The organism is Rhodococcus sp. P3_B8 (assembly GCF_056402775.1).
The window spans coordinates 1-25,127 of sequence record NZ_JBFUGT010000037.1 but is presented as its reverse complement, the minus strand read 5'-3'; the positions used below and the strand labels follow the sequence as shown (position 1 = coordinate 25,127).

General features: G+C 68.8%; 13 protein-coding genes and 1 pseudogene. 4 read left to right on the top strand and 10 right to left on the bottom strand.

The window, feature by feature from the left end:
- Positions 1–1,194 carry an acetate kinase gene (locus tag AC1D1G_RS15525; RefSeq protein WP_477952749.1) on the bottom strand — a complete coding sequence of 398 codons (1,194 nt, stop codon included), beginning with the start codon at positions 1,192–1,194 and terminating at the stop codon, positions 1–3.
- The gene (pta, locus tag AC1D1G_RS15520) at positions 1,191–3,311 is read right to left on the bottom strand and encodes a phosphate acetyltransferase (RefSeq protein ID WP_477952748.1); all 2,121 of its coding nucleotides are present in this window, start codon (positions 3,309–3,311) and stop codon (positions 1,191–1,193) included. Before pta ends, AC1D1G_RS15525 begins: the two co-directional genes overlap by 4 nt.
- A 62-nt stretch (positions 3,312–3,373) precedes the next feature.
- On the opposite strand from pta, the gene AC1D1G_RS15515 reads away from it, so the two are divergent.
- Entirely contained in the window at positions 3,374–3,883 is a 510-nt protein-coding gene (locus tag AC1D1G_RS15515) for a nitroreductase/quinone reductase family protein (RefSeq protein WP_477952746.1), read from the top strand.
- Here the strand turns inward: AC1D1G_RS15515 and AC1D1G_RS15510 are convergent.
- Positions 3,829–5,011 (bottom strand): annotated as a pseudogene (locus AC1D1G_RS15510) (HNH endonuclease). The gene AC1D1G_RS15515 and the pseudogene AC1D1G_RS15510 sit on opposite strands and share 55 nt — an antisense overlap.
- Positions 5,012–5,197: 186 nt before the next feature.
- On the opposite strand from AC1D1G_RS15510, the gene AC1D1G_RS15505 reads away from it, so the two are divergent.
- Positions 5,198–5,821: a CatB-related O-acetyltransferase gene (locus AC1D1G_RS15505; protein ID WP_477952766.1), complete on the top strand. Its 624-nt coding sequence runs from the start codon at positions 5,198–5,200 to the stop codon at positions 5,819–5,821.
- Position 5,822: 1 nt separating this feature from the next.
- Here the strand turns inward: AC1D1G_RS15505 and AC1D1G_RS15500 are convergent, their stop codons facing one another.
- Positions 5,823–6,083, bottom strand: a complete 261-nt coding sequence (locus tag AC1D1G_RS15500; RefSeq protein WP_283336665.1) for a hypothetical protein — start codon at positions 6,081–6,083, stop codon at positions 5,823–5,825.
- Between the two features lie 255 nt (positions 6,084–6,338).
- On the opposite strand from AC1D1G_RS15500, the gene AC1D1G_RS15495 reads away from it, so the two are divergent.
- Positions 6,339–7,253, top strand: a complete 915-nt coding sequence (locus AC1D1G_RS15495) for an AurF N-oxygenase family protein (protein ID WP_283336664.1) — start codon at positions 6,339–6,341, stop codon at positions 7,251–7,253.
- A gap of 69 nt (positions 7,254–7,322) precedes the next feature.
- Here AC1D1G_RS15495 and fgd read toward each other — a convergent pair whose 3' ends face one another.
- A complete protein-coding gene (fgd, locus tag AC1D1G_RS15490) occupies positions 7,323–8,330 on the bottom strand; it encodes a glucose-6-phosphate dehydrogenase (coenzyme-F420) (protein WP_477952744.1) in 1,008 nt (335 codons plus the stop codon).
- Between the two features lie 55 nt (positions 8,331–8,385).
- Positions 8,386–8,727: a YidH family protein gene (locus tag AC1D1G_RS15485; protein WP_005264833.1), complete on the bottom strand. Its 342-nt coding sequence runs from the start codon at positions 8,725–8,727 to the stop codon at positions 8,386–8,388.
- A 92-nt stretch (positions 8,728–8,819) separates the two neighbouring features.
- On the opposite strand from AC1D1G_RS15485, the gene AC1D1G_RS15480 reads away from it, so the two are divergent.
- Positions 8,820–9,779, top strand: a complete 960-nt coding sequence (locus AC1D1G_RS15480; protein WP_477952743.1) for an alpha/beta hydrolase — start codon at positions 8,820–8,822, stop codon at positions 9,777–9,779.
- Here the strand turns inward: AC1D1G_RS15480 and AC1D1G_RS15475 are convergent.
- From AC1D1G_RS15475 to AC1D1G_RS15460, 4 genes are all read right to left on the bottom strand, one after another.
- Complete coding sequence (locus tag AC1D1G_RS15475; protein WP_477952742.1) at positions 9,735–16,670, bottom strand: amino acid adenylation domain-containing protein; 6,936 nt, start codon at positions 16,668–16,670, stop codon at positions 9,735–9,737. The two genes, AC1D1G_RS15480 and AC1D1G_RS15475, sit on opposite strands and share 45 nt — an antisense overlap.
- Positions 16,657–17,517, bottom strand: coding sequence for a 3-hydroxyacyl-CoA dehydrogenase family protein (locus tag AC1D1G_RS15470; RefSeq protein ID WP_477952740.1), 861 nt, complete (start codon positions 17,515–17,517; stop codon positions 16,657–16,659). The genes AC1D1G_RS15475 and AC1D1G_RS15470 overlap by 14 nt, the downstream gene beginning before the upstream one ends.
- On the bottom strand, positions 17,514–21,944 hold the full coding sequence (locus AC1D1G_RS15465) for a condensation domain-containing protein (RefSeq protein ID WP_477952738.1): 4,431 nt from the start codon (positions 21,942–21,944) through the stop codon (positions 17,514–17,516). Before AC1D1G_RS15465 ends, AC1D1G_RS15470 begins: the two co-directional genes overlap by 4 nt.
- Before the next feature lie 20 nt (positions 21,945–21,964).
- A partial coding sequence (locus tag AC1D1G_RS15460; RefSeq protein ID WP_477952737.1) for a condensation domain-containing protein occupies positions 21,965–25,127 on the bottom strand: 3,163 nt, incomplete at its 5' end.

The following is a 25,127-nucleotide window of genomic DNA, read 5'->3' as shown; positions in this document are numbered from 1 at the left end:
TCAGGCCCCGATCAGGTCCGCCGCGGCACGGGCGATCGCGAACTCCTCGTTGGTGGGCACGACCAGCACCTGCACGTCGGACTCGTCCGCCGAGATACGGCGTGCGTCCCGGGAATCCGTGCGATTGCGGTCGTCGTCGACGACGATGCCGAGCCGCCCCAGCCCGGCCAGACTGTCGCGGCGGACGTCGACATTGTTCTCACCGACTCCCCCGGTGAACGTGATGACGTCGACGCCGCCCAGTTCCACCAGGTAGGCGCCGATGTACTTGCGGAGTCGGTGCACGTACACGTCGTACGCCAACGCCGCGGCCTCGTCACCCTCACCGACGAGCGTCAGGAGCGCCCGGAAGTCGTTGACCCCCGACAGGCCCTTGAGTCCGGAGTGCCGGTTCAGGAGGTCGTCGATCTGATCGACACCCATCCCGCTGCGGTGCAGGTGCAGGATGACACCGGGATCGACGTCCCCGGACCGGGTGCCCATGACGAGCCCCTCGAGCGGGGTCAGCCCCATGCTCGTGTCGACGGCCCGCCCCCCGCGGATCGCGGACGCCGAGGCGCCGTTCCCCAGGTGCAACACGATCTGGTTCAGCTCGGACAGGTCCCTGCCGAGGAACTCGGCCGCGCGCGCCGACACGTACTGGTGCGACGTGCCGTGGAAGCCGTACCGCCGGATGGAGTGCTCCTTCGCGACCTGCAGGTCGATCGCATACGTCGACGCCTCCGCGGGCAGGGTGTGGAAGAACGCGGTGTCGAACACCGCGACGTGCGGGATGTCCGGCAGCTCCTCCCGCGCCACCTCGATCCCGATCACATTCGCCGGATTGTGCAGCGGTGCAAGGTTCGAGAGATCCGAAATGGACTGCACCACCGCGTCGTCGATGATCGTAGGTTCGAAGAACACGTCGCCGCCGTGGACGATGCGATGACCGACCGCGACGATCCCGGCCTCCCTCAGCGGTCGGCCCACCTCCGCGACGATGTCCGACACCATCTTCAGCCCGGCCCGGTGGTCGGCGATGTGAACGTGGCGCTCCGCCAATCCGGTGCGGTGGTGGTAGACGATGCGCCCCTCGGGTTCCCCGATCCTCTCGATGAGCCCGGACGCCGAGGCCTTACCGGTGTCCGGGTGGATCAGCTGGAACTTGATCGACGACGAACCGGAATTGACTACCAGTACGGACCCCTCGGTCACTGCTCTGCTCCCTGCGCCTGGATGGCGGTGATGGCCACGGTGTTCACGATGTCCTCGACCAGCGCCCCTCGCGAAAGGTCGTTGACGGGTTTGTCGAGGCCCTGCAACACCGGTCCGACGGCGATCGCGCCGGCGCTGCGCTGCACGGCCTTGTACGTGTTGTTCCCGGTGTTGAGGTCGGGGAAGATGAAGACCGTCGCCTTCCCGGCCACCGCCGAATCGGGCATCTTCTTGTCGGCCACGCTCTGCTCGATGGCGGCGTCGTACTGAATGGGGCCCTCCACCAGGAGGTCCGGGCGACGCTCGCGGACGAGTTTCGTCGCGGAGCGCACCTTGTCGACGTCCGCGCCGCTGCCGGAGTCGCCGGTCGAGTACGACAGCATCGCGATGCGCGGATCGATGCCGAACTGAGCCGCCGTCTGCGCCGAGGAGATCGCGATGTCGGCCAACTGTTCGGCGGTGGGGTCGGGTACCACCGCGCAGTCCCCGTACGCGAGCACCCGATCGGACAGGCACATCAGGAAGACACTCGACACCGTGGACACCCCCGGTTGCGTCTTGATGATCTCGAACGACGGCCGGATGGTGTGCGCCGTGGTGTGCGCGGCACCGGAAACCATGCCGTCCGCGATTCCCAAGTGCACCATCATGGTTCCGAAGTACGAGATGTCGCCCATCACCTCGCGGGCCCGCTCCACGGTCATGCCCTTGTGGGCGCGGAGCCGCGCGTACTCCTCGGCGAACGGCCCGGCGTGGTCGGACGTCCGGGGGTCGAGAACCTGTGCGTCACCGAGGTCGACGCCGAGTTCCGCCGCGCGGCGCCGCACCTGCACCTCGTCGCCGAGAATCGTCAGCGCCGCCACCTGCCGCTGCAACAGTCTCCCCGCCGCGCGGAGGATGCGGTCGTCGTCGCCTTCCGGGAGCACGATGTGCTTGCGGTCGCGGCGGGCACGGTCGATCAGCTGGTATTCGAACATCTGCGGAGTCACCACCGAGGGGATCGGTAACTTCAACCGCTCCAGCAGTGTGGGTGCGTCCACCCGCAGTTCCATGACGCTCAGCGCGGTGTCGATCTTGCGCTGCGAACCGACCGCCACCCGGCCACGGGTCTGCGCGGCCGCACTGGCCGTGTCGAACGTGCCCAGTCCGGTGGTGAGGATCGGCAACCGCGGCTTCAGGCCGGCCATCAGCTTCGCGATCGCCGGGTGCGGCATCAGGCCGCCGTTCATGATGATGCCCGCCAGCGACGGGAAACCTTCGGCCTCATGCGCATTCACCATCGCCAGTAGCACGTCGGAACGGTCGGCCGGGGCGATCACCACCGTGCCCTCGGTCAACCGTTCGAGAATGTGCTCCGCCGTCATTCCGCCCACCATCACCCGCAGCGCCTCGCGGTGGAGAAGCTCGGGGTCGCCGCTGAACAGGCTGCCGTCGATCGACTCGAGGAGTTCGGCCATGGTCGGTGCGACCAGCAGCGGGATCTCGGGCAGGCTCCACGCGGGCACACCGGTGGACGCCAACGCGGCGGTGACCGCATCGAGCTGATCCGGGTCGCAGCGGTTCGCGACCACGGCGAGCGGATGGGCGTGGTGAGAAGTCAGTTCACCGATCGCGAGATGGGCGAGTTGCGCGACCTCCTCGGGGGTGCGCCGCGCTCCCTTCACGGCGAGCAGCACGGGTGCGCCCAGGTTGGCGGCGATCCTCGCGTTGTAGCCGAGTTCGCTCGGGCTCGCCACGTCGGTGTAATCACTGCCGATCACCACGACGGCGTCGCACTGCGCCGCCACCTGGTGATACCGGGAGACGATCTCGCTGAGCGCCCCGTCGGGATCGGCGTGGACCTGCTCGTACGTGACCCCCAGGGACTCCTCGTAGCCGACGTCGGCCGTCGTGTGTTCGAGGAGCAGCTCGAGGATGTAGTCGGGTTCCCGTGTCGATCGGGCGATGGGACGGAAGACGCCCACCCTCGCCGCGGACGCACACAGCATCTGCAGGACACCCAGCRCGATGGTGGACTTGCCGGTGTCCCCCTCCGGTGAGGCGATGTAGACGCTCGACGGCTGGGGACGTGCGGGCGGATTCACGGGTGAGGGTGTCGCTGGCGCAGCCATGGCCATAGCGTATCCGGCCGCCGCCGCCCGGCGATTGACACCGCACCCGCCCGGCGGTCAGATGACCTATGGCCGAATCACCCTTCCCCGACGTCCGGTGGGGCAGCGGGAACAGCTTCCTYCGCGAACCCGCCGCGAAATTTGCCGCCACCCGACCCGGATCGTGGGTGATCCGGAATCTCGCCGGGGTCGACCGCCGGCTCCTCCAGAAGAGCAGAGGACGCTTCACGATCCTCGGTCCGATCGCCGCACCGGTGGTCCTGCTGACGACGACGGGTCGTAAGTCGGGCGCACCGCGGACGAGCCCGCTCCTGTACTACTGCGAGGGACAGCAGATCTTCGTCGTGGGCAGCAACTTCGGGCAGGATCACCACCCGGCGTGGTCGGGGAACCTCCTCGCCCAGCCGAACGCGAAGGTCACGATCGGAGGGAAGGACATCCCCGTCACCGCGACCCTCCTCGCCGAACCGGAGCGGACACGGATCTATCGCGAATTCGACGAGATGGTGCGCGTCTACGGCGTCTACGAGCACCGAACGAACCGCACGATGCGGGTGTTCGCTCTCACCGCCTCGTGAGCAGACCATCGCGCGGCAGACGGAAGCGGCGGCGCCGCCGATCGGTAGTGGTGTCCGGTCGGGGTGCCGAAGTCGAGGAGGTGGGTGACACCGGGGTTGTCTACGGGGCGGGCGGACCATCCGTCGCCTTCCTTCGCGTAGTTGCATGCCTCGCAGAGGCCGGACCCGTTGTCCGCCGTCGTGGCACCGGATTCTCGGCGTGAGCGGATGTGGTCGTGATGCCGGATCGGCGCATCGCACCACGGAGTCCTGCACGTCCGATCCCGCAGGTCGATCAGCTGTCGCAGGCTCTTGGGGAACGTGCGCGACTCCGATTCCATCGCCGTCAACGCACCCGACTGCGGGCACGAATACACGCGCCGCAACGACGTCTCGGTGCCACTGTCGACGGCCTCGGCCACCAGCTGCCGGGCAATTCCCGCGAGTCCGGCCGCCACTGTTGCCGGTGGCGATCAGATTGTCGGCATCCCGACCCAGCGTGGCCCGCACACACACCGCCTGCTCCACCGGCATCAACACACTCAGGTAGGCCATCGAATCTGGGGCCGTCCGCGTCGTGACCCGACGCTCCGACACCGCCTTGCGGTGCCGGGCCACGACCGCTGCGGCATCGAGTTCGACCGCCAACGCTTTCGCGCGTGCGATCAGACCGCGGTCGCCGACCCCGTCGAGAGTGGCCGGGTCCGAACACAACCGGCGGTCCACGATCGCCCGATCCGCAGCTGATAGGCAGGCCGTTTCGCGCACCAACAACGTCGCTCGCCATTCGTTCAACCTGCCCGACCGCAACATCGCCAGGGTGTGCGGCATCTCGTGCACCAAAGCCTGCGCGAACCCCATATGCCGACCACCACGGTTCGGGGATTCCCTGCGCGCCAACGCAATCTGCGAGGCAATGCCGCGGTCCCACTCCACCCGCGGCAACCCCCGAGCCCTGCGATCCGCACGGATACACGTGGCGACGCCATCGGTGATCACCGCCTGCACCGCACACCCGACCGACTTCAACACCTCGAGCGCATCGAGCCACTCGATCCCCAACCCCGCATCCCCGTCAGCAGACACCACCCGCAACCGCGCCGCGAACGCACGCAGCTCATCCAGATCCGGCGCCATCGATTCCCCCACAACCAACCCTCCCCCAAGGTCGTTCGAATGCATGTTCGACTCTAGCAACAGTTCGTGAACAATGGCAATAGCCGCACGCCGTAAAAGTGCGTGCAGCACAGGACCGTACGGCGCTATACAAGAGATCGCGCACGCCTGCGCCGAGGAATGGAGAAGTAGTTGCCCACGAATGCCGCACCGGATCCGATGACCCTGCACCCTGTTTCGGGTCAGCCTCGGGTGGTCCTGCTCAAACCTCTGATCGAGAACCCGCTGATCATGGTCGGGGAGTACAGCTACTACGACGACCCCGAGTTCGCGGACGAGTTCGAAACGCGCAATGTCCTGCACCATTACGGGCCGGACCGGCTGATCATCGGCAAGTTCTGCGCATTCGCGACCGGGACGACGTTCATCATGAACGGCGCGAATCATCGAATGAGCGGAGTCTCGACCTTCCCGTTTCCGATCATGGGAGGGGCGTGGGCCGAGCATTCCGATCTACTCGCCGACCTACCGTCGCGCGGCGACACCGTCGTCGGCAACGACGTGTGGATCGGAGGCAACGCGACGATCATGCCCGGCGTCCGCATCGGGCACGGTGCGATCGTGTCGACCGGTTCGGTAGTGACGCGGGACGTGCCGGACTATGCGGTCGTGGGCGGGAATCCGGCCGTCCACATCAAGGACCGCTATTCGAAAACCGAGATCGCCGCGCTGGTGCGGATCGCGTGGTGGGACTGGCCGATTTCCATCGTTACCGAACATGTGCGGACCATCGCCGCAGGCACCGTCGAGCAACTTCAGGATGTCGCCGACGGACTCGGCTGAATCAGCCGCGCGCCGCCTGCGGTGCTTCGAGGTCGAGTTCGCCGTCGTCGGCGAATACGAGGCGTCCGTCGTCGAGAGCGACGGCCCAGCGGTGCACGGGCGCCCAATCACGTCCGAGCAGTCCCTCCGACTGGGACAGGTCCGCGAAATCCTCGATCACGACACCGGGCGCGGGAGCATCGGAGTCGCGGCGGACCCGGACGCGAGCGCCGACGACGACGTCGGGGCTGTGGGGCTGGGCGGCACTCTTCTGATCAGACATGGGTTCATTCCGCTTTCTGCAGGGTGATGCCGGGGCAAGGGATCATCCGGGCCCGCTGCCGAGAACTCACTACAGACGATCGGCAAATTTTGAGCAAGCCTTGCGTCGGAGTTGTGGGGATCATCACCGAGACCTTGACGTACGCAGAACGACCCGACTTTTGTCCACTGTTTGTACACCAGAGGCATTGACGTCAAGAGACTTCTTCGACATGATTAGGTGTAACTGCCGGTCACACTGACATGGAGGAATTTCATGGCACGCTCGACGCTCGATATCCGCAATCCGAAGATCACGGATCGCCAGGACACCGGCGCCCGGCTCCTCCAGTCCTCCGCCCGCATGTCGTACGACCCGACGGTCGAGGTGGACTGGGACGCGCCCGTCCCCGACGACCTGTACGGCCTCACCCCCGAGTGGTCCTCGCTGTACGGCACGCCGATGTGGGACGAGATGACGTTCGAGCAGCAGATCACGCTGACGAAGCATGAGGTGTCCTCGATCATGGGCACCGGAATCTGGTTCGAGATGATCCTCCAGCAGATGGTCATCCGGGACATGTACGCCAAGGACGCGTCGCAGGCCCACTTCCAGTTCGCGCTGACCGAGGTAGCCGACGAGTGCAGGCACTCGGTGATGTTCGCTCGCACCGCCGAGAAGTTCGGTTGCCCCTCCTACGTTCCACGCAAGTCGGTGGTCACGCTGGGTCGCGGGTTCAAGGCACTCGCCTCGGGGGAGGTCGCGTACGCCGGCATTCTCGTCGCCGAGGAGATCCTCGACGTCATGCAGCGCGACTGGATGAAGGACACACGCGTCCAGCCGATCGTCCGCGTCACCAGCAAGATTCACGTGGTCGAAGAAGCCCGGCACATGCGCTTCGCCCGGGAGGAGACCCTGCGACGGGCCCAGGGCATGAGCAAGGCGCACCGTGCTGCGAGCCGCGCCTGCATCGCGATCGCGTCCAATCTGATCGTCTCCAGCATGATCAATCCCGCCGTCTACGCGGCAGCCGGACTTGACACCGAACGCGCGCTCCGCGAGGCGAAGAACAACCGATTCCGGGCCGAGAAGATCCGCGAGAGTTCGCAGCCGCTCATGCGGTTCCTGGACGACGCCGATCTGCTGGGCGGTCCTTCCCGGCACCTCTACAAGCGCGTGAACATGCTCTGAGGCGCTCCGCACCCGTGCGCCTTTCTGGTAGCACCCACTACCAAAAAGGCGCACGGGCGGCGAAGCCGCCTACCCCCGCAACCGCGGCGCCAGATCCCGCTCGAAGAGTTCCAGGAACCGCTTCTGATCGTGGCCCGGAGCGTGGAAGACCAGGTGGTTCAACCCGGCATCGAGATACGGGCGGATCTGCGCCACCGCCTCATCCGGATCCGACGCCACGATCCACCGCTTCGCCACCTGCTCGATCGGCAACGCATCCGCCGCCTTCTCCATCTCGATCGGATCGTCGATCGAATGCTTCTGCTCCGGCGTCAACGACAACGGCGCCCAGAACCGCGTGTTCTCCAGCGCCAACTCCGGATCCGTGTCGTACGAAATCTTGATCTCGATCATCTTGTCGATCTCCGCCACATCACGGTCCGCCTTCTCGGCCCCCTCCGCGACCGCTGGCATCAACTTCTCCGTGTACAACTCCATGCCCTTACCGGACGTGCAGATGAACCCGTCGCCGCTCCGACCGGCATACCGGGCCACCACCGGACCACCGGCGGCGATGTACACCGGAATCCCACCCTCGGGCACGTCGTAGATCGACGCGCCCCTCGTGGTGTAGTACTCACCCTCGAAGTCGACCCGGTCGCCGAGCCACAGCTCACGCATCAACCGGACCGCCTCCCGCAGCCGCGCGAACCGCTCCTTGAACTCCGGCCACTCCCCCGCAAAGCCTGTCGCGATCTCGTTGAGCGCCTCACCGGTACCCAGGCCGAGCATGATCCGCCCCGGGTACAGACACCCCATCGTCGCGAACGCCTGCGCCACCACCGCCGGGTTGTACCGGAACGTCGGCGTCATCACCGACGTCCCCAGCTGCAGCCGCTCCGTGCGCTCCCCGACCGCCGTCATCCACGCCAACGAGAACGGCGCATGACCACCCTCGTGCCGCCACGGCTGGAAATGATCCGACACCGTCGCCGAATCCATACCGTGTGCCTCCGCCAGAACACCCAGCTCCACCAACTCCCGCGGACCGAACTGCTCCGCGGACGCCTTGTAACCGAGCTTGAGTTCGTGGGCCACCGTGTACTCCTTCGTCTTCACGTCCGGTTCGCGAGATGCAAACCTCTTCTGCAGGTTAGAGCGCGGCCACCAGGCTGGCGAGCGCCGCTCCCAGTGCCACCACCGTCAGTGTCACCGCGAACAGCCACAACTCGTGGGGCGGCGGCATCGGTGCGCCGTCGCGCAAGGCCTTCTCGACCTGCGACCACCGCCGCATGCCGACGAGGGCGGCTGCCGCGGCGAGACCGATCAGGATCAGGCCGAGGGTCGTCCGCACCCACCCGGTGCTGAATTCGGGGACCAGGTGGATCATCGCGATGCCACCGGCCAGAAGTGCAAGAGAACTCCGCATCCAGGCGAGGAATGTCCGCTCGCTTGCGAGGGTGAAACGTTCGTCGGGCCGGTCGTTGTCGGTCACCGAATCATCTTTACACCGGTTCGATGGAACCGCACCAAGCAGGTACCCCGCAGTCCTAGATTGGAAGGGCAGGCCACAGCCAGGGAGCGTCCATGCGACCGTTCGAAGCTCTGCGATCCGCGTTCTCTCTGCGTGTGCTGGCGGTGATGTTGCTGGTTGTTTCCGGGTGGGCGGCGCTCGGCCCGGTGTCGGTTTCGGCGGAGCCCCGCATCACCAGGGTGGACGTGTATTCGGAGTCGATGGGCCGGTGGGTGGCCAACGACGTCATCTCTCCCGCATCGGGCGCTCCGGCGCCCACCTTCTACCTGCTCACCGGTATCGGTGGCGGGTCGGACGGGATCTCCTGGTTCAACAACACCGGTGTGCGGGACTTCTTCGCCGACAAGCACGTCAACGTGGTAATGCCGATCGGCGGCCAGTACAGCATGTACACCGACTGGGATGCCGACGACCCGGTCCTCGGCCGGAACAAGTGGCAGACGTACCTGACGAGTGAACTCCCCGCAGCCATCGACAGCCGATTCGAGACCACCGGGGCGAACGCCATCGGCGGGGTGTCGATGGCGGGCGGCGCGGTACTCGACCTCGCCGTTCAGGCTCCGGGTTTCTATCGGGCCGTCGGCTCGTACAGCGGGTGTGCCGCGACGAGCGGACTGCTGGGTCAGGCGATGGTGCGGTCGATGGTGGAACTGCGGGGCGGCGGCAATGCGGCCAACATGTGGGGCTCCGCCATGGATCCGCGGTGGCGGGTACACGACCCGATGCTGAATGCCGAACGACTGCGCGGCACAGAATTGTTCGTCTCGAGCGGCAACGGGCTTCCCGGCAGCATCGACAACCACGACCCCGTGCTGGTGGTGCCCCAGACGATCGGCGGCAGCGTCGTCGAGATGGTGACCAACGTGTGTGCGGCCGCGTTCCAGTCGCGGCTGCACTCGCTGGGGATTCCCGCCACGTTCGCCTACGTCTCGCAGGGCACGCATTCGTGGGGGCTGTTCGAGACCGAGTTACGGGAGTCCTGGCCCGTCATCGGCAGTGCGATCGGGGCGTGACCCCAGGGAGTGTTCCAGGATCGGCCCGATGACCGCGAGGGCTTCCGGCGTGGTCATCCGCAGGTGGTCGCATTCCACCTTGTGCTCGACGATCACGCCGGTGATCGCGGGCTGCCAGACGCTCGGCGACGGCCGTTCGCCTTCCTCCCCGTCGGCGGACTGCGCGGCGCTGAAGAACACCAGGTCGCCGTCGAACACCCGCGGCCGGTATCCGGTGGAGATCTGCTTCGAGTTCTCCAGGCCGGTGCTGATGCGACCGAGGAGGGTCGACGCGAACGCGGGGTCGCGGCCGAAGGATCGTCCGAGCATCTCGACCAGCTGCTCGCGGTACGACGTGCCGCCCTCGCCCTCGCCCTCGAACTCGACACCCAGCCCGTGCAGCCACTCCTCGGCGTTCACCTCCAGGTCACCGAAGTTTTCGCCCTCCGCGACGTAGCTGTCCATCATCGCGAGCGTGCCGACCTCGGCGCCGGACTCGCGGAGTTCGACGGCGACGGCCTGGGCGATGACACCGCCGAGGGACCAGCCCAGCAGGTGGTAGGGGCCCTGGGGCTGCACTGCGCGCATCTCGACGACGTACCGGTGGGCGAGCTGCTCCATCGACTCGAACGTCGTTCCGCCGCTGAGGATCGGCAGCTGCAGCCCGTACACCGGACGGTCGGGTGAGACGTACTTCATCAGTCCGGCGTATCCCAGCGCGAGTCCGCCCGCCGGGTGCACGCAGAACAGCGCGGGTTGTGCACCGGACGCCCGGAACGGAACGACGACGTTCAGCACGTCGTCGGCGGGCATGCTTCCGAGCGCCGACGGGTCGACGATGCGGTGGGCCAGGCCCTCCGGCGTGGGGTTGCGGAAAATCCACTGCAGGACGACGTCGGTGCCGAGCCGGTCGCGGAGCGCGGACGCCACCCGGGTCGCGACGAGCGAGTTCCCTCCCAGTTCGAAGAAGTCGTCGTCGGCCCCGACGCGGTCGATGCCGAGGACGTCGGCGAAGACCTCCGCCACCGCCTCCTCGACCGGGGTGGCGGGTGCCCGGAACTCTCTGGGCGCGAGCACCGGTGCGGGTAGCGCTCGCCGGTCCAGCTTGCCGGTGCGGCCGACGGGCAGCCGGTCGAGCACCACCAGCTGGGTGGGCACCATGTACGGGGCGAGATGGGATCCGGCGTATCGGAGCACCTCGGCGGTGTCGATGCTCGCACCGGCTTCGGCGGTCACGTATCCCACCAGCCGGTCGCCGGTGCCGCTGTGCACGGTGACCGCCGCGCGGCCGACGCCGTCGCAGCGGGCCAGCACCGATTCGATCTCGCCGAGTTCCACCCGCTGGCCCCGGATCTTCACCTGGAAGTCGTTGCGTCCCACATACTCCAGCCTGCCGACCTCGCTCCACCGCACGAGGTCGCCGGTCCGGTACATGCGGGAGCCGGGTTCGCCGAACGGGTTCGCGACGAAGGACGCGGCCGTCAGCGCCGACCGCCGGTGGTAGCCGCGCGCGAGCCCCGGCCCCGCGACGCACAGTTCCCCGATCACGCCCACCGGAACGGGCTGCATCCACGTGTTCACCACGATCACCTCGACGCCCCGCCCGGGGCCTCCGACGTTCACCGGTTCGTCGGGGGACAGCACCTCGCTGATCGTCGTCTGGACCGTGGCCTCGGCCGGGCCGTACCCGTTGAAGACGAAGCGCCCCGGGGTCCAGCGGTCCGCCAACTCGGGGGGGAACCGTTCGCCCCCCATCGCGAGTATCCGCAGGGAGGGGAGGTCCTCGGGGCGGAGGGTGTCCAGGATCGTGGGTGTGAAGAAGGCGTGCGTGACGTGCTCGGCCTCGAGCAGTTCGGCCAGTTCCCTTCCCCCGAAGATTCTCGGCGGCACGATCACCAGAGTCGCGCCGACGGCGAACGCCATCAGCAGTTCGAACACGGACGCGTCGAAATTCGGCGACGCCAGGTGCGACACCCGGGCACCGTGCATCGACGCGAACCGTTCCCGTTCCTCCACAGCGAGATTCGCGAGACCGCCGTGCGTGATCACGACGCCCTTCGGTGTTCCCGTCGATCCCGATGTGTAGAGCAGGAACGCGGCGTGCTCGACTCTCAGCGGACGCAGACGGTCGGCGTCGGTCACCGGGTCGCTCGAGTACCCGTTCGCCACGTCGGGATCGTCGAGCAGCAGCCACGGCATCACGCCGGGCAACCGGTCACGGTGCGCCGTCACCGTCAGCCCGAGCACCGCACCCGAATCCTCGAGCATGCCGCCGGTGCGCGCCGGCGGCAGGGTGGGATCGACCGGCACGTAGGCCGCCCCCGATTTCGCGACCGCCCACACCGACAGCACCCATTCGATCGATCGCGGCACGCCGATCGCGACGAAGGAATCCGGGCCGGCACCGCGACGGATCAGCGCCCTGGCCAGCCGGTTCGACCGCTCGTCGAGTTCCCGGTACGACACGGTGACGCCGTCGCACGACACCGCGGTGGCCCCCGGGGCGAGCGCGGCGCCCGCGGTGAGGACGTCCGGGAGGGTACGTTCCGCGACCGCGGGGAAGCCTCGCATGGGCACGAGTTCGTCCCGTTCGAGGGCGTCGAGGATCTCGAGGTCGCCGACCCTGATCGACGAATCGGACACGGCCGCATCGAGCATCCGGACGAACCGGTCGGCCAGGCCGGCGACGGTTTCGGCGTCGAAAAGGTCGGTGGCGTAGGTGAAACCGGCGGTGATGCCTGCCGGCGTTCCGTCGTCCGTGTACTCCTCGGACAACGTCAGTTGCAGGTCGAACCTGGCGATCGTGGCACCGAGGTCGATGCCCTCGACCTCGACGCCGGGCAGCGAAAGGTCGGGGCGCTCGACGTTCTGGAACTCGAGCAGCACCTGGAACAGCGGTGAATGTGCCGTCGAGCGGGGCGGATCGAGCGCTTCGACGACCTTCTCGAACGGCACCTCGGCGTGGGCGTACGCACCGAGATCGACGTCGCGCACCTGTTCGAGCAGTTCGGAGAACCGGCTCGCGTCGGAGACGACGGTCCGCAGCACCACGGTGTTGACGAACATCCCGACGACGTCGTCGAGTTCGGCCTCGCCGCGCCCGGCCACCGGGGTGCCGACGGCGATGTCCTCGGTACCGGACATCCTCGCGAGGAAGGCGGCCAGGGCGGCGTGCGCGACCATGAACACGGTCGACTGGTGCGCCGACGCCGTCGCCAGCAGCCGGCGGTGCAGGCCGGCCTCGATCTCGAATCCGACCCTGCTCCCGTCGGGTGTGCGTTGCATCGACCGTGGGCGGTCGGAGGGCAGGTCCAGGGCGGCGGGGAGACCGGCGAGCGTGGTGCGCCAGTAGTCCAGTTGCTGCGCCACCATCGACTGCGGATCGTCTTCCGATCCGAGGAGTTGACGCTGCCAGAGCGTGAAATCGGCATACTGGACTGTCGGCGGGTGCCACTCCGGGGCGTGCCCGGCCGCCCGCGCGGTGTAGGCCACCATCATGTCGCGTGCGAGCGGGACCATCGACACGCCGTCCGCGACGATGTGGTGGACCACGACCAACAGCACCCGGTCGGTGTGGGAGGTCTCGAATACGGCTGCCCGCAAGGGGATCTGCCCGGTGACGTCGAACCCTTCCGAGACAGCCGCCGCCAGCCGTTCCCGCAACTCCTCGTCGCTCGACACGGTCGTGACAGGCAGGTCCGGCATCGAATCCGCAGCGGAGAGGATCACCTGCACCGGTTCGTCGCCGGCCATCGGGAATCGGGTTCGGAGCGATTCGTGGCGCTCCACCACATCGGTCATCGCGGCCCGCAGTGCGTCGAGGTCGAGTGCGCCGGTGAGCCGGAACGCCATGGCGATGTTGTAGGCGGGCGAAGAGGTGTCGAACTGGTTGAGGAACCACATGCGGGTCTGGGCCAGGGACAGGGGAATACGCTCGGGGCGCGGCGCTGCCCGCAACTCCGGCCGGTGCGTCAGCACTCCGGCTTTCGCCGCGCGCTCCGCGAACCCGGCCACGGTGGGCGCCTCGAACAGGGCGTGCACGCCGACGTCGACGCCGAGAGCGGCATCGACCCGTGCGACGACCCGGGTGGCCGACAGCGAATCTCCGCCCAACCGGAAGAAGTCGTCGTCGGCACCGACGCGGTCGACACCGAGGACGTCGCCGTACACTTCGGCGACGACGGCCTCGAACGGGGTTGCCGGAGAACGGAATCGGCGCACCGGAGCGTCCGGTGCGGGGAGTGCGGCACGATCCAACTTCCCACTCGCCGTCACCGGCAACTCCCCCAACACCACCACCACCGACGGCACCACACCCCCCGGCAACACCGACCCCGCAAACTCCACCACCACACCCGGATCCACCCGCACCCCCACCTCCGGCACCACATACCCCACCAACCGACCACCCTCACCCACCACCACCACCGCAGCCGCCACCCCCGGACACCGCCCCAACACCGACTCCACCTCCCCCAACTCCACCCGCTGCCCCCGCACCTTCACCTGAAAATCAGCCCGCCCCACAAACACCAACGACCCCAACCCATCCCACCGCACCAAATCCCCCGTCCGATACAACCGCGAACCCACACCCCCGAACGGATCCGCCACAAACGACCCCGCCGTCAACCCCGCCCGCCCCAAATACCCCCGCGCCAACCCCGCACCCCCCACATACAACTCCCCCACCACACCCACCGGCACCGGCCGCAACCACCCATCCAGCACCACCACCTCCACCCCCACCGCCGGACCACCCACCGTCACCACACCCCCCGCCACCAACGCATCACTCACCGTCGCCTGAACCGTCACCTCCGTCGGCCCATACGCATCGAACAACTCCCGCCCCGGCGCCCACCGCGCCACCAACTCCGGCCCCAACACCTCCCCCGCCACCACCAACACCCGCACCGACCCCAACGCCCCCTCCTCCACCGTCGCCAACACCGACGGCGTCACAAAACAATGCGTCACCCCATTGACCGCCAACCACTCCCCCAACGCCGCACCCCCGAACACCCCCGGCGGCGCCACCACCAACCGCGCCCCCACCGAAAACGCCATCAACCACTCGTACACCGACGCATCAAAACTCGGCGACGCCACATGCGACACCCGACACCCCGACCCCAAACCAAACCGAACCCGCACCTCCTCAACCAAATTCGCCAACCCCCCATGCGTCACCACCACCCCCTTCGGACGCCCCGTCGACCCCGACGTATACATCACATACGCCGCACACCCACCCACCAACCGCCCCGTCCGCTCCCCATCCGACACCACACCCCCCGACACCCCCGCCACCACCGACACATCATCAACCCGCAACCACTCCACCACCGACGGCAACACCACCCCCGACACCGACAACCCCACCACCGCACCCGAATCCACCAACAACTCCCGCACCCGCACCTCCGGCAACCCCGGATCCACCGGCACGAACGCCGCCCCCGACTTCACCACCGCCCACACCGCCACCACCAACTCCACCGACCGCGGCACCGCCACCCCCACCACCAACTCCGGACCCACACCCCGCCCGATCAACACCCGCGCCCACCGATTCGACCACTCATCCAACTCCCCATACGACAACTCCACACCCCCACACGACACCGCCACCCCACCCCCACCCAACCCCACACCCCCCGCCAAAATCTCCGGCAACAACCGCACCCCCACACCCACCCCACCCCKCACCGGCACCAACACACCCCGCTCACCCGAACCCAACACATCCAGCCCGGCGAGCGGCGCATCCGGTGCCCCGATCGCGGCGGCGAGAATGTGGGCGACACGTTGCGCGTCGCCGGGACCGTGCACGTCGACGGTCCAGGACCCGTCGCGGTCGTCGACCTCCACGACCATCCCGTCGCCGCCGGAGTCCCATCGCTTCACGACGGCGACAGCACCCTCACCGATGCGCTCGACGCCGAGCGGTTCCCGCATGCCGCCCGCCACCGGCCAGGAGTCCGCCGCACCATCTTCGGAAACGAGGTACCGGTGCCGTCGGGATCTTCGCAGTTGCAGACCCACGTGCCGTGTCAGCGCGTCGAACGTGAGTTGCGGTGCGAGGGAAAGCCTCACGGGTGTGGTGGACCCGTGCGACCGATGCCCGACCAGCACATCTTCGACGGCGGTGCGGCTGTGCCAGTACACCGCCAGCGCGGCGAGCAGAACGGCGTCGGGACCACCACCGCTGCGGCGTGCGAGCCGCACGAGCGCGCCGTCGGCGGGAATGGTGAACGAGCCGAGGTTCTCCCCTTCGGCGATCGGTCCGGGCGGGGTCTCGTGTCGCGGCGCTCCGGCGAGCAGGTGCTCCCAGTAGCGGCGGTCGTCCGCCCACGCGGCGCTCTCGCGGTATCGCGCATCCGCGGTCAGCGGGACGGAGGGCGACACGAACGGCCGGGACTCGGGCGGCGAGGTGGGAGCGGCGTCCCCCGTCTCGTAGGCCTCGGCGGCGCGGCGGACGATCGCCGTCATGCCCGGTTCGTCGTTCACCAGCCGGTGGTAACGCTGGAACCACCCGTATCCGCCGTGCGGCAGCCGGAACAGGACGTGCACGTACAGCGGTCCGGTGCCGGGGTCCATGGGCCGGTTCAGCTCGTGGTCGATCCACGTCGTCACGAGTCGGCCGGGATCGTCGGACCCGGCGGCGTCGAGGACGTCCGGGCCGGTCACCGCGGCGCCGGTGACCTGGCCGGGTTCCGGGCCGTCGAGCACGAAAGTACTGTGCAGGCCGGTGCATTCGGCCAACGTCTTCTGCAGTGCCCGGCAGAGTCGGTCTTCGTCGAGCGGCCCGTCGAGTTCGAGATACTGACCGAAGGAGGCGTCGTGTGCCCCGGCACGGAGCACCGCGAGTTGGTCGTAGGTGAGGGGCAGCACCTCACCGGTACTCATGGAATCCTCGCCCGGTCTTACGCCCGAGATGACCGGCCTCGACCAGGGCGACGAGCGACTCGGGCGGGCGGTAGTGATCGTCGCCGGTCAATTCGCGCAGCGCGGTCATCGTGTCGTGGACGTTGTCCAGGCCGATCAGATCCGCGGTCCGCAGTGGTCCCATCGGATGGCCGAGGCAGCCTTCGAACAACGCATCGGTGGTCTCCGCGTCGGCGATACCGTCGCCGAGCGCGGCTGCCGCCTCGACGATACACAGCATGAGGACACGGTTGAGCAGGAATCCGGGTCCGTCGCCGACGACGATGCCGGTCTTGTCCAGTGTGGCGAGGAGCGTCAGCGCACGGTCCAGCGACTGCGGCGACGTCCGCGGCCCCCGCACCACCTCGACGGTGTCCTTGAGCGGGGCGGGGTTCATGAAGTGCAGTCCGACAACCTGTTCCGGTCTCGTGGTACTCGAGGCGAGTCGGTCGACGGGGATGCCGGAGGTACACGACGCGAGTAGCGCGTCGGGTGCGCACACACGGTCCAGTTCGGCGAAGACCTTCTCCTTGAGGTCGATTCGCTCGGGGACGCATTCGATGACGACGGCGGCGTCCCGCAGATCGGTCAGCTGCCCGGTCCAGTGCACCCGCGCGGTGACCTCGGCGGGTTTCGGACCACCGGCCCGGCCGAGGAGTATCGCGAGCCGCAGCGAGTCGCGCATCCGAGATCGCGCCTGTTCGACGGCCTGCGGGTCGGGGTCGACGACGATCACGTCGTGGCCGGCCTGCGCGAGACATTCGGCCACCCCGGCGCCCATGGTCCCCGCCCCCACCACACCGACGCTCATCGCACTGCCTTCACTCATCGCGCCGCCTCCGTCGAAAAGCCTGTGTCGTCCTGGTGCACGTACTCCATCGCCACCTCCTGGGTGGGCAGGTCGGGATGAGTCACGAGTCCGGCAAGCAGCCGCCGGAGGTCGGTGAGCATCGCGGTGGCCGTGGTCCGGTCGAAGAGGTCGGTGGCGTAGTCGAGTTCGAGGGTGAGGGCTGTGGGGCCGCGGGTCCACGACAGCCCGAGTTCGACGGGTGACAGGTCTGCCCGCTCGGGATTGTCGTCGCGCTCCCCGTCGTAGCGCACCGGGAAGTGCTGCGTCGCCGTGTCGGCCGCGCGACTGCCCGAAGACAGCTCCCGGCGTACGGTCTCCACCAGTTCCGGGTAGGTGGGGTCGCCGGACAGGTCCACGGCCACGATCCGCGGCGATGCCTCCGGTCCTGCGGCCGTGCCCACCGCCACCTCGTCCTGCGCCGTGTACCAGGCGAGGAGCGTGAGCCAGGCGGCGAGCAGTTCCGGGTCGCCCGGTTGACCGTCGAGCGTGGCCGTCACCCGTGCGGTCGAGTAGCTCGGCGGTTCCGCGCCGGTCGAGGGCTGCCGCGGCCGATCCGCCGGGACCAGGGGCGGCGCCACCAGTCGCGACATCGGCGCCGGCGCCGCGTCGTTCAGAAACACCGAAATGTTTTGTGTACGACGAGAATCCGCGACACCGCCGAGGATGCGAACGTACTCGGCGCACAACGCGGCGGCAGTCTGCTCGGTGAACAATTCCGTGCTGAACTCGAGCCCGGCCGCCATGCCGTCCTCGCCGCCCCGCTCCGTGGTGACGAGGGTGAGATCGAACTTGGCCGTGCCGGACGGCACCCCGCCGAACGCGATCGCCGCGGGATCCTCCTGGTCGAACAGCGTCTCGGTGAGTCCTTGCTGCGACTGCAGCGCCGGCAGTTCCTGATGGACGTGGCAGACGTCGAACAGGGGTGTCCGGCTCAGGTCCCGGTCGCCGGTGAGTGCGGTGACGACGCGGTCGAACGGGATCTCCTGGTGTTCGAGGGCACCGAGCACCACATCACGCACGCGTGCGCACAACTCCGCGACTGTCGGGTCCCCGGACAGGTCGGCGCGCAGCGCCACCGTGCTGTTGAAGTACCCGATCATGCCGGACAGTTCCGGCCGGTTGCGTCCGGTCGTGGGTGTCCCGACCACGAGGTCGCGCTGGCGGCTGCGGCTCGCCATGACGAGGTAGAACGTGGAGAGCAGTACCACGAACAGCGACACGGACTCCCTCCGCGCCACGGCCCGCAGCCTCCGTGTCAGGTCCTCGGAGACGGTGAACGTGTGGAACGCGCCGGTGAAGTTCTTCCGCTCCGGGCGCGGGAAGTCGGTGGGCAGCCGGAGCAGCGGAACGTCCTCCAGGACGGTTCTCCAGTATTCGAGTTCGGAGTCGAGCGCGGCGCTCGCGATCAGTTCCCGCTGCCACAGGGCGTAATCCCAGTACTCGATGGGGAGCGGGGCGAGATCGGCGCGGCGACCGGCTCGGCGTGCCGCGTACAGGGCGGGCAGTTCCTGCTCGAAGATCCGCGGCGAACCCCCGTCGTTGACGGAATGGTGGGTGGTGACCTGCAGGACGTGCTCGTCGGGGCCGATCCTGATGAGCAGTGCCCGCACCAGCGGGTCGGCGGCCAGGTCGAACGGCGCCACCGCGACCTCGTGTACGAGTGCCCGGGCCGCGGCCACCGGATCCGGTTCGCCCGACACGTCGGCGGTGCGGAAGAAGTCGCCGAGGGATTCGCGGATCCGCAGTTCCGGCTCCCCGTCCACCTCGACGTAGTTGGACAGCAGCACCCGATGCCGTGCGGCGAGATCGTCCCACATGCCCCGGACGGCGGATTCGTCGATCGGACCGTGCAATTCGCTGACCATCGGCAGGTTGTAGATGGTCGTCGCGGCGTCGAGTTGGTGATGGAACCACATGCGTACCTGACCGAACGACATCACGTGCCGCCCCCGCGGCACGATCGGGGGCAGCCCACCGGACGCGGACGTGCCGGCCGCGAGGAGTGCGGCGAAGTCTGCGACCTTCGGCCTTTCGTAGAGGTCGATGAGTTTGGGCCGGACCCCGTATCGGTCCGACACCCGGTCGACGAGTTGCATGCCGATGAGCGAGTTTCCACCGAGGTCGAAATAGTCGTCGTCGGCGCCGACGTCCCTTTCGCTGTGAAGCAACTCGCGCAGTGTCGTCTGCAACCAGTCGAGGCTGTCTTCCGGCGCGGCCGTCGCCGATTGCGGGCTCGGTTCCGCCGACGGATTGTCCGGGGCGTCGGCCCAGTCGGGTCGACCCGGGAGGTCGAACCAGCACCGCGAACCGCGCAGTGGGTGTCCGGGTAGTCGCACTCGCCAGGCGGAGTCGTCACCGCGGTCGACGGCTGCCCAGTCGAGGTCGATTCCGCGCTCGTACAGCCCGGCGAGGAGGTGTGTGACCGCGTCGGACGTGTCCGGCGCGCGGAGTATGTCGGCGTCCGGCGTGTCGCGGAGGGCATCGGCGAGCAGTGCCCCGAGGCGTCCCTCCGGGCTCGGCTCCACGAAGACGACGGGTCCGTCCGCGAGCATGCCCTTCGCGACGGCGACGAGCCGGTCCGTGTCGATCGAGGGGTCCGCGGCCGCGGCGGCGATGTCGGCGGCCTCCACCGCCGACAGTGTGTCCCGCACATACCGGGCCGCGTACCGGGACACGCCACCGCTGAGGACGGCGTCGACGGTGACCCCGGCGGCGCGGAGGTCCCGGTGGACGGCGATCTGGCCGGCGAGGAGGTCCGCCTCGTCGCCGGTGGCGGGAAGCTCCGACGGCAGGCTGCGGCCGCGCAGTGCGGGTGGCATCCGGTCGGGTGACAGCAGCAACGCCACGGCGGGGCGTTGCCGGGTGGGCGGTGCGGAGTCCTCGCCGCGGGCACCCAGTTCGGCGGCGCGCGCAGCGAGCGACTGCGAGAGTTCGGCAATGCTGCGTGCGTGCACCGCCACCCGGTGGTCGTGGTGCGGGCGACCGCGATTGAGGGTGAACACCACATCGTCGAGGTCGTGCCCGCGCACGGCCGTCGCCAGTTCGGCGCACAGCGTCGCGAGGGCGCCCACGCTCTTCGCCGACACCCCGACCAGCCGAGCCGTCGTGCCCGCGCGGGATCCGGCGGCGCGCTCCGGCGGCTGTTCCACCACGCAGTGTGCGTTGATGCCGCCGAGGCTGAACGAACTCACCCCGGCCCGCCGAGGTCCGGTCTCGTCGCTCCACGTCCGGGCCTCGGTGACCACCTCGATTCCGTTGCCCGCGAGGTCGACTCCGCCGGTGGGTCGGTCGAAGTGCAGCGACGGGTACAACTCGCCGAGCTCGACACTCAGGATCGCCTTCACGAGGCCGGACACCCCGGCGGCGTGGTCGAGGTGACCGATGTTGGTCTTCACCGAACCGATCGGCAGGACGCCGGAACGGTCCCGGAACGCGGTCGTGATCCCTTCGAGTTCGACCGCGTCGCCCAGTGGAGTTCCCGATCCGTGGGCCTCGAGGTACCCGGCATCGTCCGGGGTGAGACCCGCCTTCTGCCAGGCCCGGGAGATGACGGCCACCTGCGCCCGCGCGCTCGGGGAGCTGATGGTTGCGGACGAATGACCGCTGGACACCGTTGCGGTGCCACGGATCACGGCGTGGACCGGGACGCGATCCGCACGGGCGCGGGCCATCGTGGTGAGGAGAAGCGCCGCCCCACCCTCCCCGACCGCGGTGCCGTCCGCGTTCGCGTCGAACGCGCGGCAGCGCCCGCCGGGTGACATCAGTTCCGCGGATCCCTCGGCCATGTCCGCGCGGAGGCCGTTCACGCGCAGACTGACTCCACCCGCGAGGGCGAAATCGGCGTCACCCGACCGCAGCTCCCGGCAGGCGTGGTGCACCGCGATCAGCGACCCGTTGCACCCTGAATCGACGGCGTAGCAGGGTCCGGTGAGGCCGAGCTGGTACGCGATCCGGGCCGGCACGGCGAACGGAACGTTGCCCAGTGTGCTCAGCACGCCCGGTTCCGCCCACATCGCCGGATACGTCGAGGTGGCGGCGCTGAACACCACCGCCGTCGCGCTGTCGCGGAACTCGGCCACCGAATAACCGGCGTCCTCGACCGCCTGATACGCGAGGACCAGTGCGAGACGCTGCTGCGGGTCGATCAGCGACGCTTCCCGTTTCGACAGGGTGAAGAAGGTGTAGTCGAACGTGGAGATGTCCTCGACGAAACCCATCGCGTGGTAGTGGGAGGGAGGTCCCAGCCCGGTCGCCTTTGCCCGTGACCGCGACAGCGGGCGCACCGAGTCCCGGCCCGCCGCGAGATTGGCGCGGAACTCCGCCAGGTTCGCGGCCTCGGGGTAGCGCGCGGCGATGCCGACCACGGCGATGTCGTCGTCACCCGGTGTGGGATGTCGCACGCTCACGGTTGTCTCCTCCCTGCTGGTCAGAACTCGTAGGTGGCGGGCGCGGACGCCTCGCTCGTGTCGGTGGACTGCGCAATCGTCTCGGCCTGCGCCGCCACGGTGACGAGGTCGAACAGCTGGCCCACCCGCAGAGCCCCGGGCCACTGTTCGTCGAGACGACGCTGCAGTTCCACGACGCGATGCGAGTTGCCGCCGACGTCGAAGAACCCGTCTTCGGAACCGAAGTCGTCGTGGCCCAGCACGGCCGCCCAGTGTTCGGCGACCGACCGTTGCAGCGCGGTCCAGCGTTGCCGCGACTCGCCGCGCGCAGGCTCCGTCTCGGAGACGAGCGTGCGCAGCGCGTTCTCGTCCACCTCGCCGTCCGGCGTTCGCGGGACCGCGCCGAGTGCGACGAACCGCGTGGGGACCGATCGGGCGTCGAGCCGTCCGGCGCTGAACTCCCGCAGGTCTTCGGCCATCGGGAGCACGGCCGCCGCGGCCGCCGGGACCCAGAAGGCGGTGACACCGGTCGCGGTTGTGAGGACCACCGCTTCGCGGACCGCCGGGTGACTCTCCACGACGTCGGTGACCGACCGTGCCGGAGATCCGGTGGCGCCGACGCTCAGCAGTCGTCCGGACCGGTTCCACCGCGCGAGTGCGCCCGTCCGGACCATCCGGGAGCCCGGGGCGCCGAACGGATTCGCCACGAACGTCGTGGCCGCCACCCGCGCCGAGGCGTGGTGGTCCCGCGTATCGGCCACGTACACCGCACCGGTCACGCCTTCGGGGGTGAGCTGCAACCGGGGATCGAGCACGACGGTCTCGGCCGCCGCACTCCACTCGCGAATCCGGGTGAGTTCGTCCGGGGCCAGCACGTCGACGTCTCCGACGGCGACACTCGGATCCGCGACGACTGCGGCGAGGATCCTGGTGAACCGATCGGCCAGGGCCTGCACGGTCGCCGCATCGAAGAGGGCGGTGGCGTAGGTGAATCCCGCGGTCATCCCTTCCGGTGTTCCGCACTCGTCGTACTTCTCCCGCACCGTCAGCTGCAGGTCGAAGAGCGACACCTCCACGTCGGGTTCGAGGACTTCGGCCTCCAGGTGCGGGAGGGCGAGGTCGGGGTGTTCGGTGTTCCGGAACTCGAGCAACACCTGGAACAGGGGTGAATGCGACTGGGAGCGAGGCGGGTTCAGCGCTTCCACCACCCGCTCGAACGGCACGTCCGCGTGGGCGTAGGCCGCGAGGTCGGTCTCGCGGACCCGGGTGAGCAGTTCGTCGAAGGTCCCCGACACGTCGGTCCGCAGCACGAGGGTGTTGACGAACATTCCCACCACGTCGTCGAGGACGGCCTCGCCGCGGCCGGCGACCGGCGACCCGATCACCACGTCGCCGGTACCGCCCGACCGTGCGAGTAACACGGCGAGCGCCGCGTGCACGACCATGAACACGGTGCACCGCCGGGTCCGCGCCAACGCCACCGTGTCCCGGTGCAGGTCGGCGCCGATCCCGAACGTCACCCGGTCGCCGGCGGCAGAGCGCCGCGGCGGGCGGTCACGGTCCGTGGGCAGGTCGGTCACGGCCGGCGCATCGGCGAGAGCGGATCGCCAGTAGTCCAGTTGCCGCGAGAGCAGGGAGTCGGCGTCGTCCTCCGAACCGAGGAGTTCTCGCTGCCACACGGCGTAGTCGGGGTACTGCACCGGCAGCGGCTCCCATCCCGGCGCACAGCCCTCGGACCGCGCGGTGTAGGCCGTCATCACGTCGCGGGCGAGCGGAACCATCGAGAACCCGTCGGCCGCGATGTGGTGCACCACGACGACGAGGACGTGCTCCCGGTCGCCGAGTTCGAACAGCCTTGCCCGCATCGGGACTTCGGTGGCGACGTCGAAACCCGCGGACACGAGTGCCGAGATCTGTTCGCGTACCGGATCGTCGGACGTCGACACGGTGAGCTGCGCGACGTGGCCCGCACCGACGATCACCTGGGTGGGTCCCGATTCGCCGTACGGGTACCGGGTGCGCAGCGATTCGTGCCGGTCCACCACGTCGGCGAGGGCGGCGGTCAGTGCGTCGACGTCGAGGTCACCCGACAGCCGGACGATCATCGCGACGTTGTACGCGGGCGAGGACGGGTCGAACTGATTGAGGAGCCACATCCGGTGCTGCGCCCAGGACAGCGGCACCGGGTCGGGGCGCCGGGGCACCGTCACCGCGGGCCGGGCGTCGCCGCCCGCGCTCTCGCGCGCGATCCGTGCCGCGAGCGCCCGCACGGTCGGGGTCTCGAACACGTCCCGCACACCGACGTCCGTGCCGAGCGCGGAGTTGATCCGCGCGACCACCTGCGTCGCGGTCAGGGAGTTGCCACCGGACGCGAAGAAGTCGTCGTCTGCTCCGACGACGCCGGTCCCGAGAACCTCGGCGAACACGTCGGCCACCGCGGACTCGAACGGTGTGCCGGGTGCACGGAAGATGCGGGGCGCGAATTCGGGGTCCGGCAGGGCGTGCCGGTCGACCTTGCCGTTGGCCCCGAGCGGCAGCCGGTCGAGGACCGTCACCGAGGCCGGCACCATGAACGGTGCGAGCACGGATCCGGCGAACTGCAGCACCTCGGTCGTGTCGAGGTCCGCGCCGTCCTCCGCGGTGACGTATCCGGCGAGGACCGCCTCGGCCGCGGGCGTGCGGCGCACCACGACCACCGCCTGCGCGACACCGGGGCAGCGGGTGAGCGCCGCCTCCACCTCCCCCGGTTCGACCCGCTGGCCACGCAACTTGACCTGGAAATCGTTGCGGCCCCAATATTCCAGCCGGCCTTCCTTCGTCCACCGCATCAGATCGCCGGTGCGATACATGCGTGAGCCCGGGTGGTCGAACGGGTTCGCCACGAACGAGGCCGCGGTGGTTCCTGCCCGCCGGTGGTAGCCGCGCGCCAGACCCTCCCCCAGCACGTACAGCTCACCCACCACACCGACCGGCACCGGACGCAGCCACTCGTCGAGGACGAGTTCGCGGACACCGCGCATCGGGTGACCGATCCGCACGGGGTCGCCGGGTGTCATCGGGTCGCCGATGTTCGACATCACCGTCGTCTCCGTCGGGCCGTAGCCGACGAGCAGGGTGCGCCCGGACGCCCAGCGGGCCAGCAACTCCGGCGGGCAGCGTTCGCCGCCGACGACGAGCGCGCGGAGCAGGCGCAGACCCCGCGGG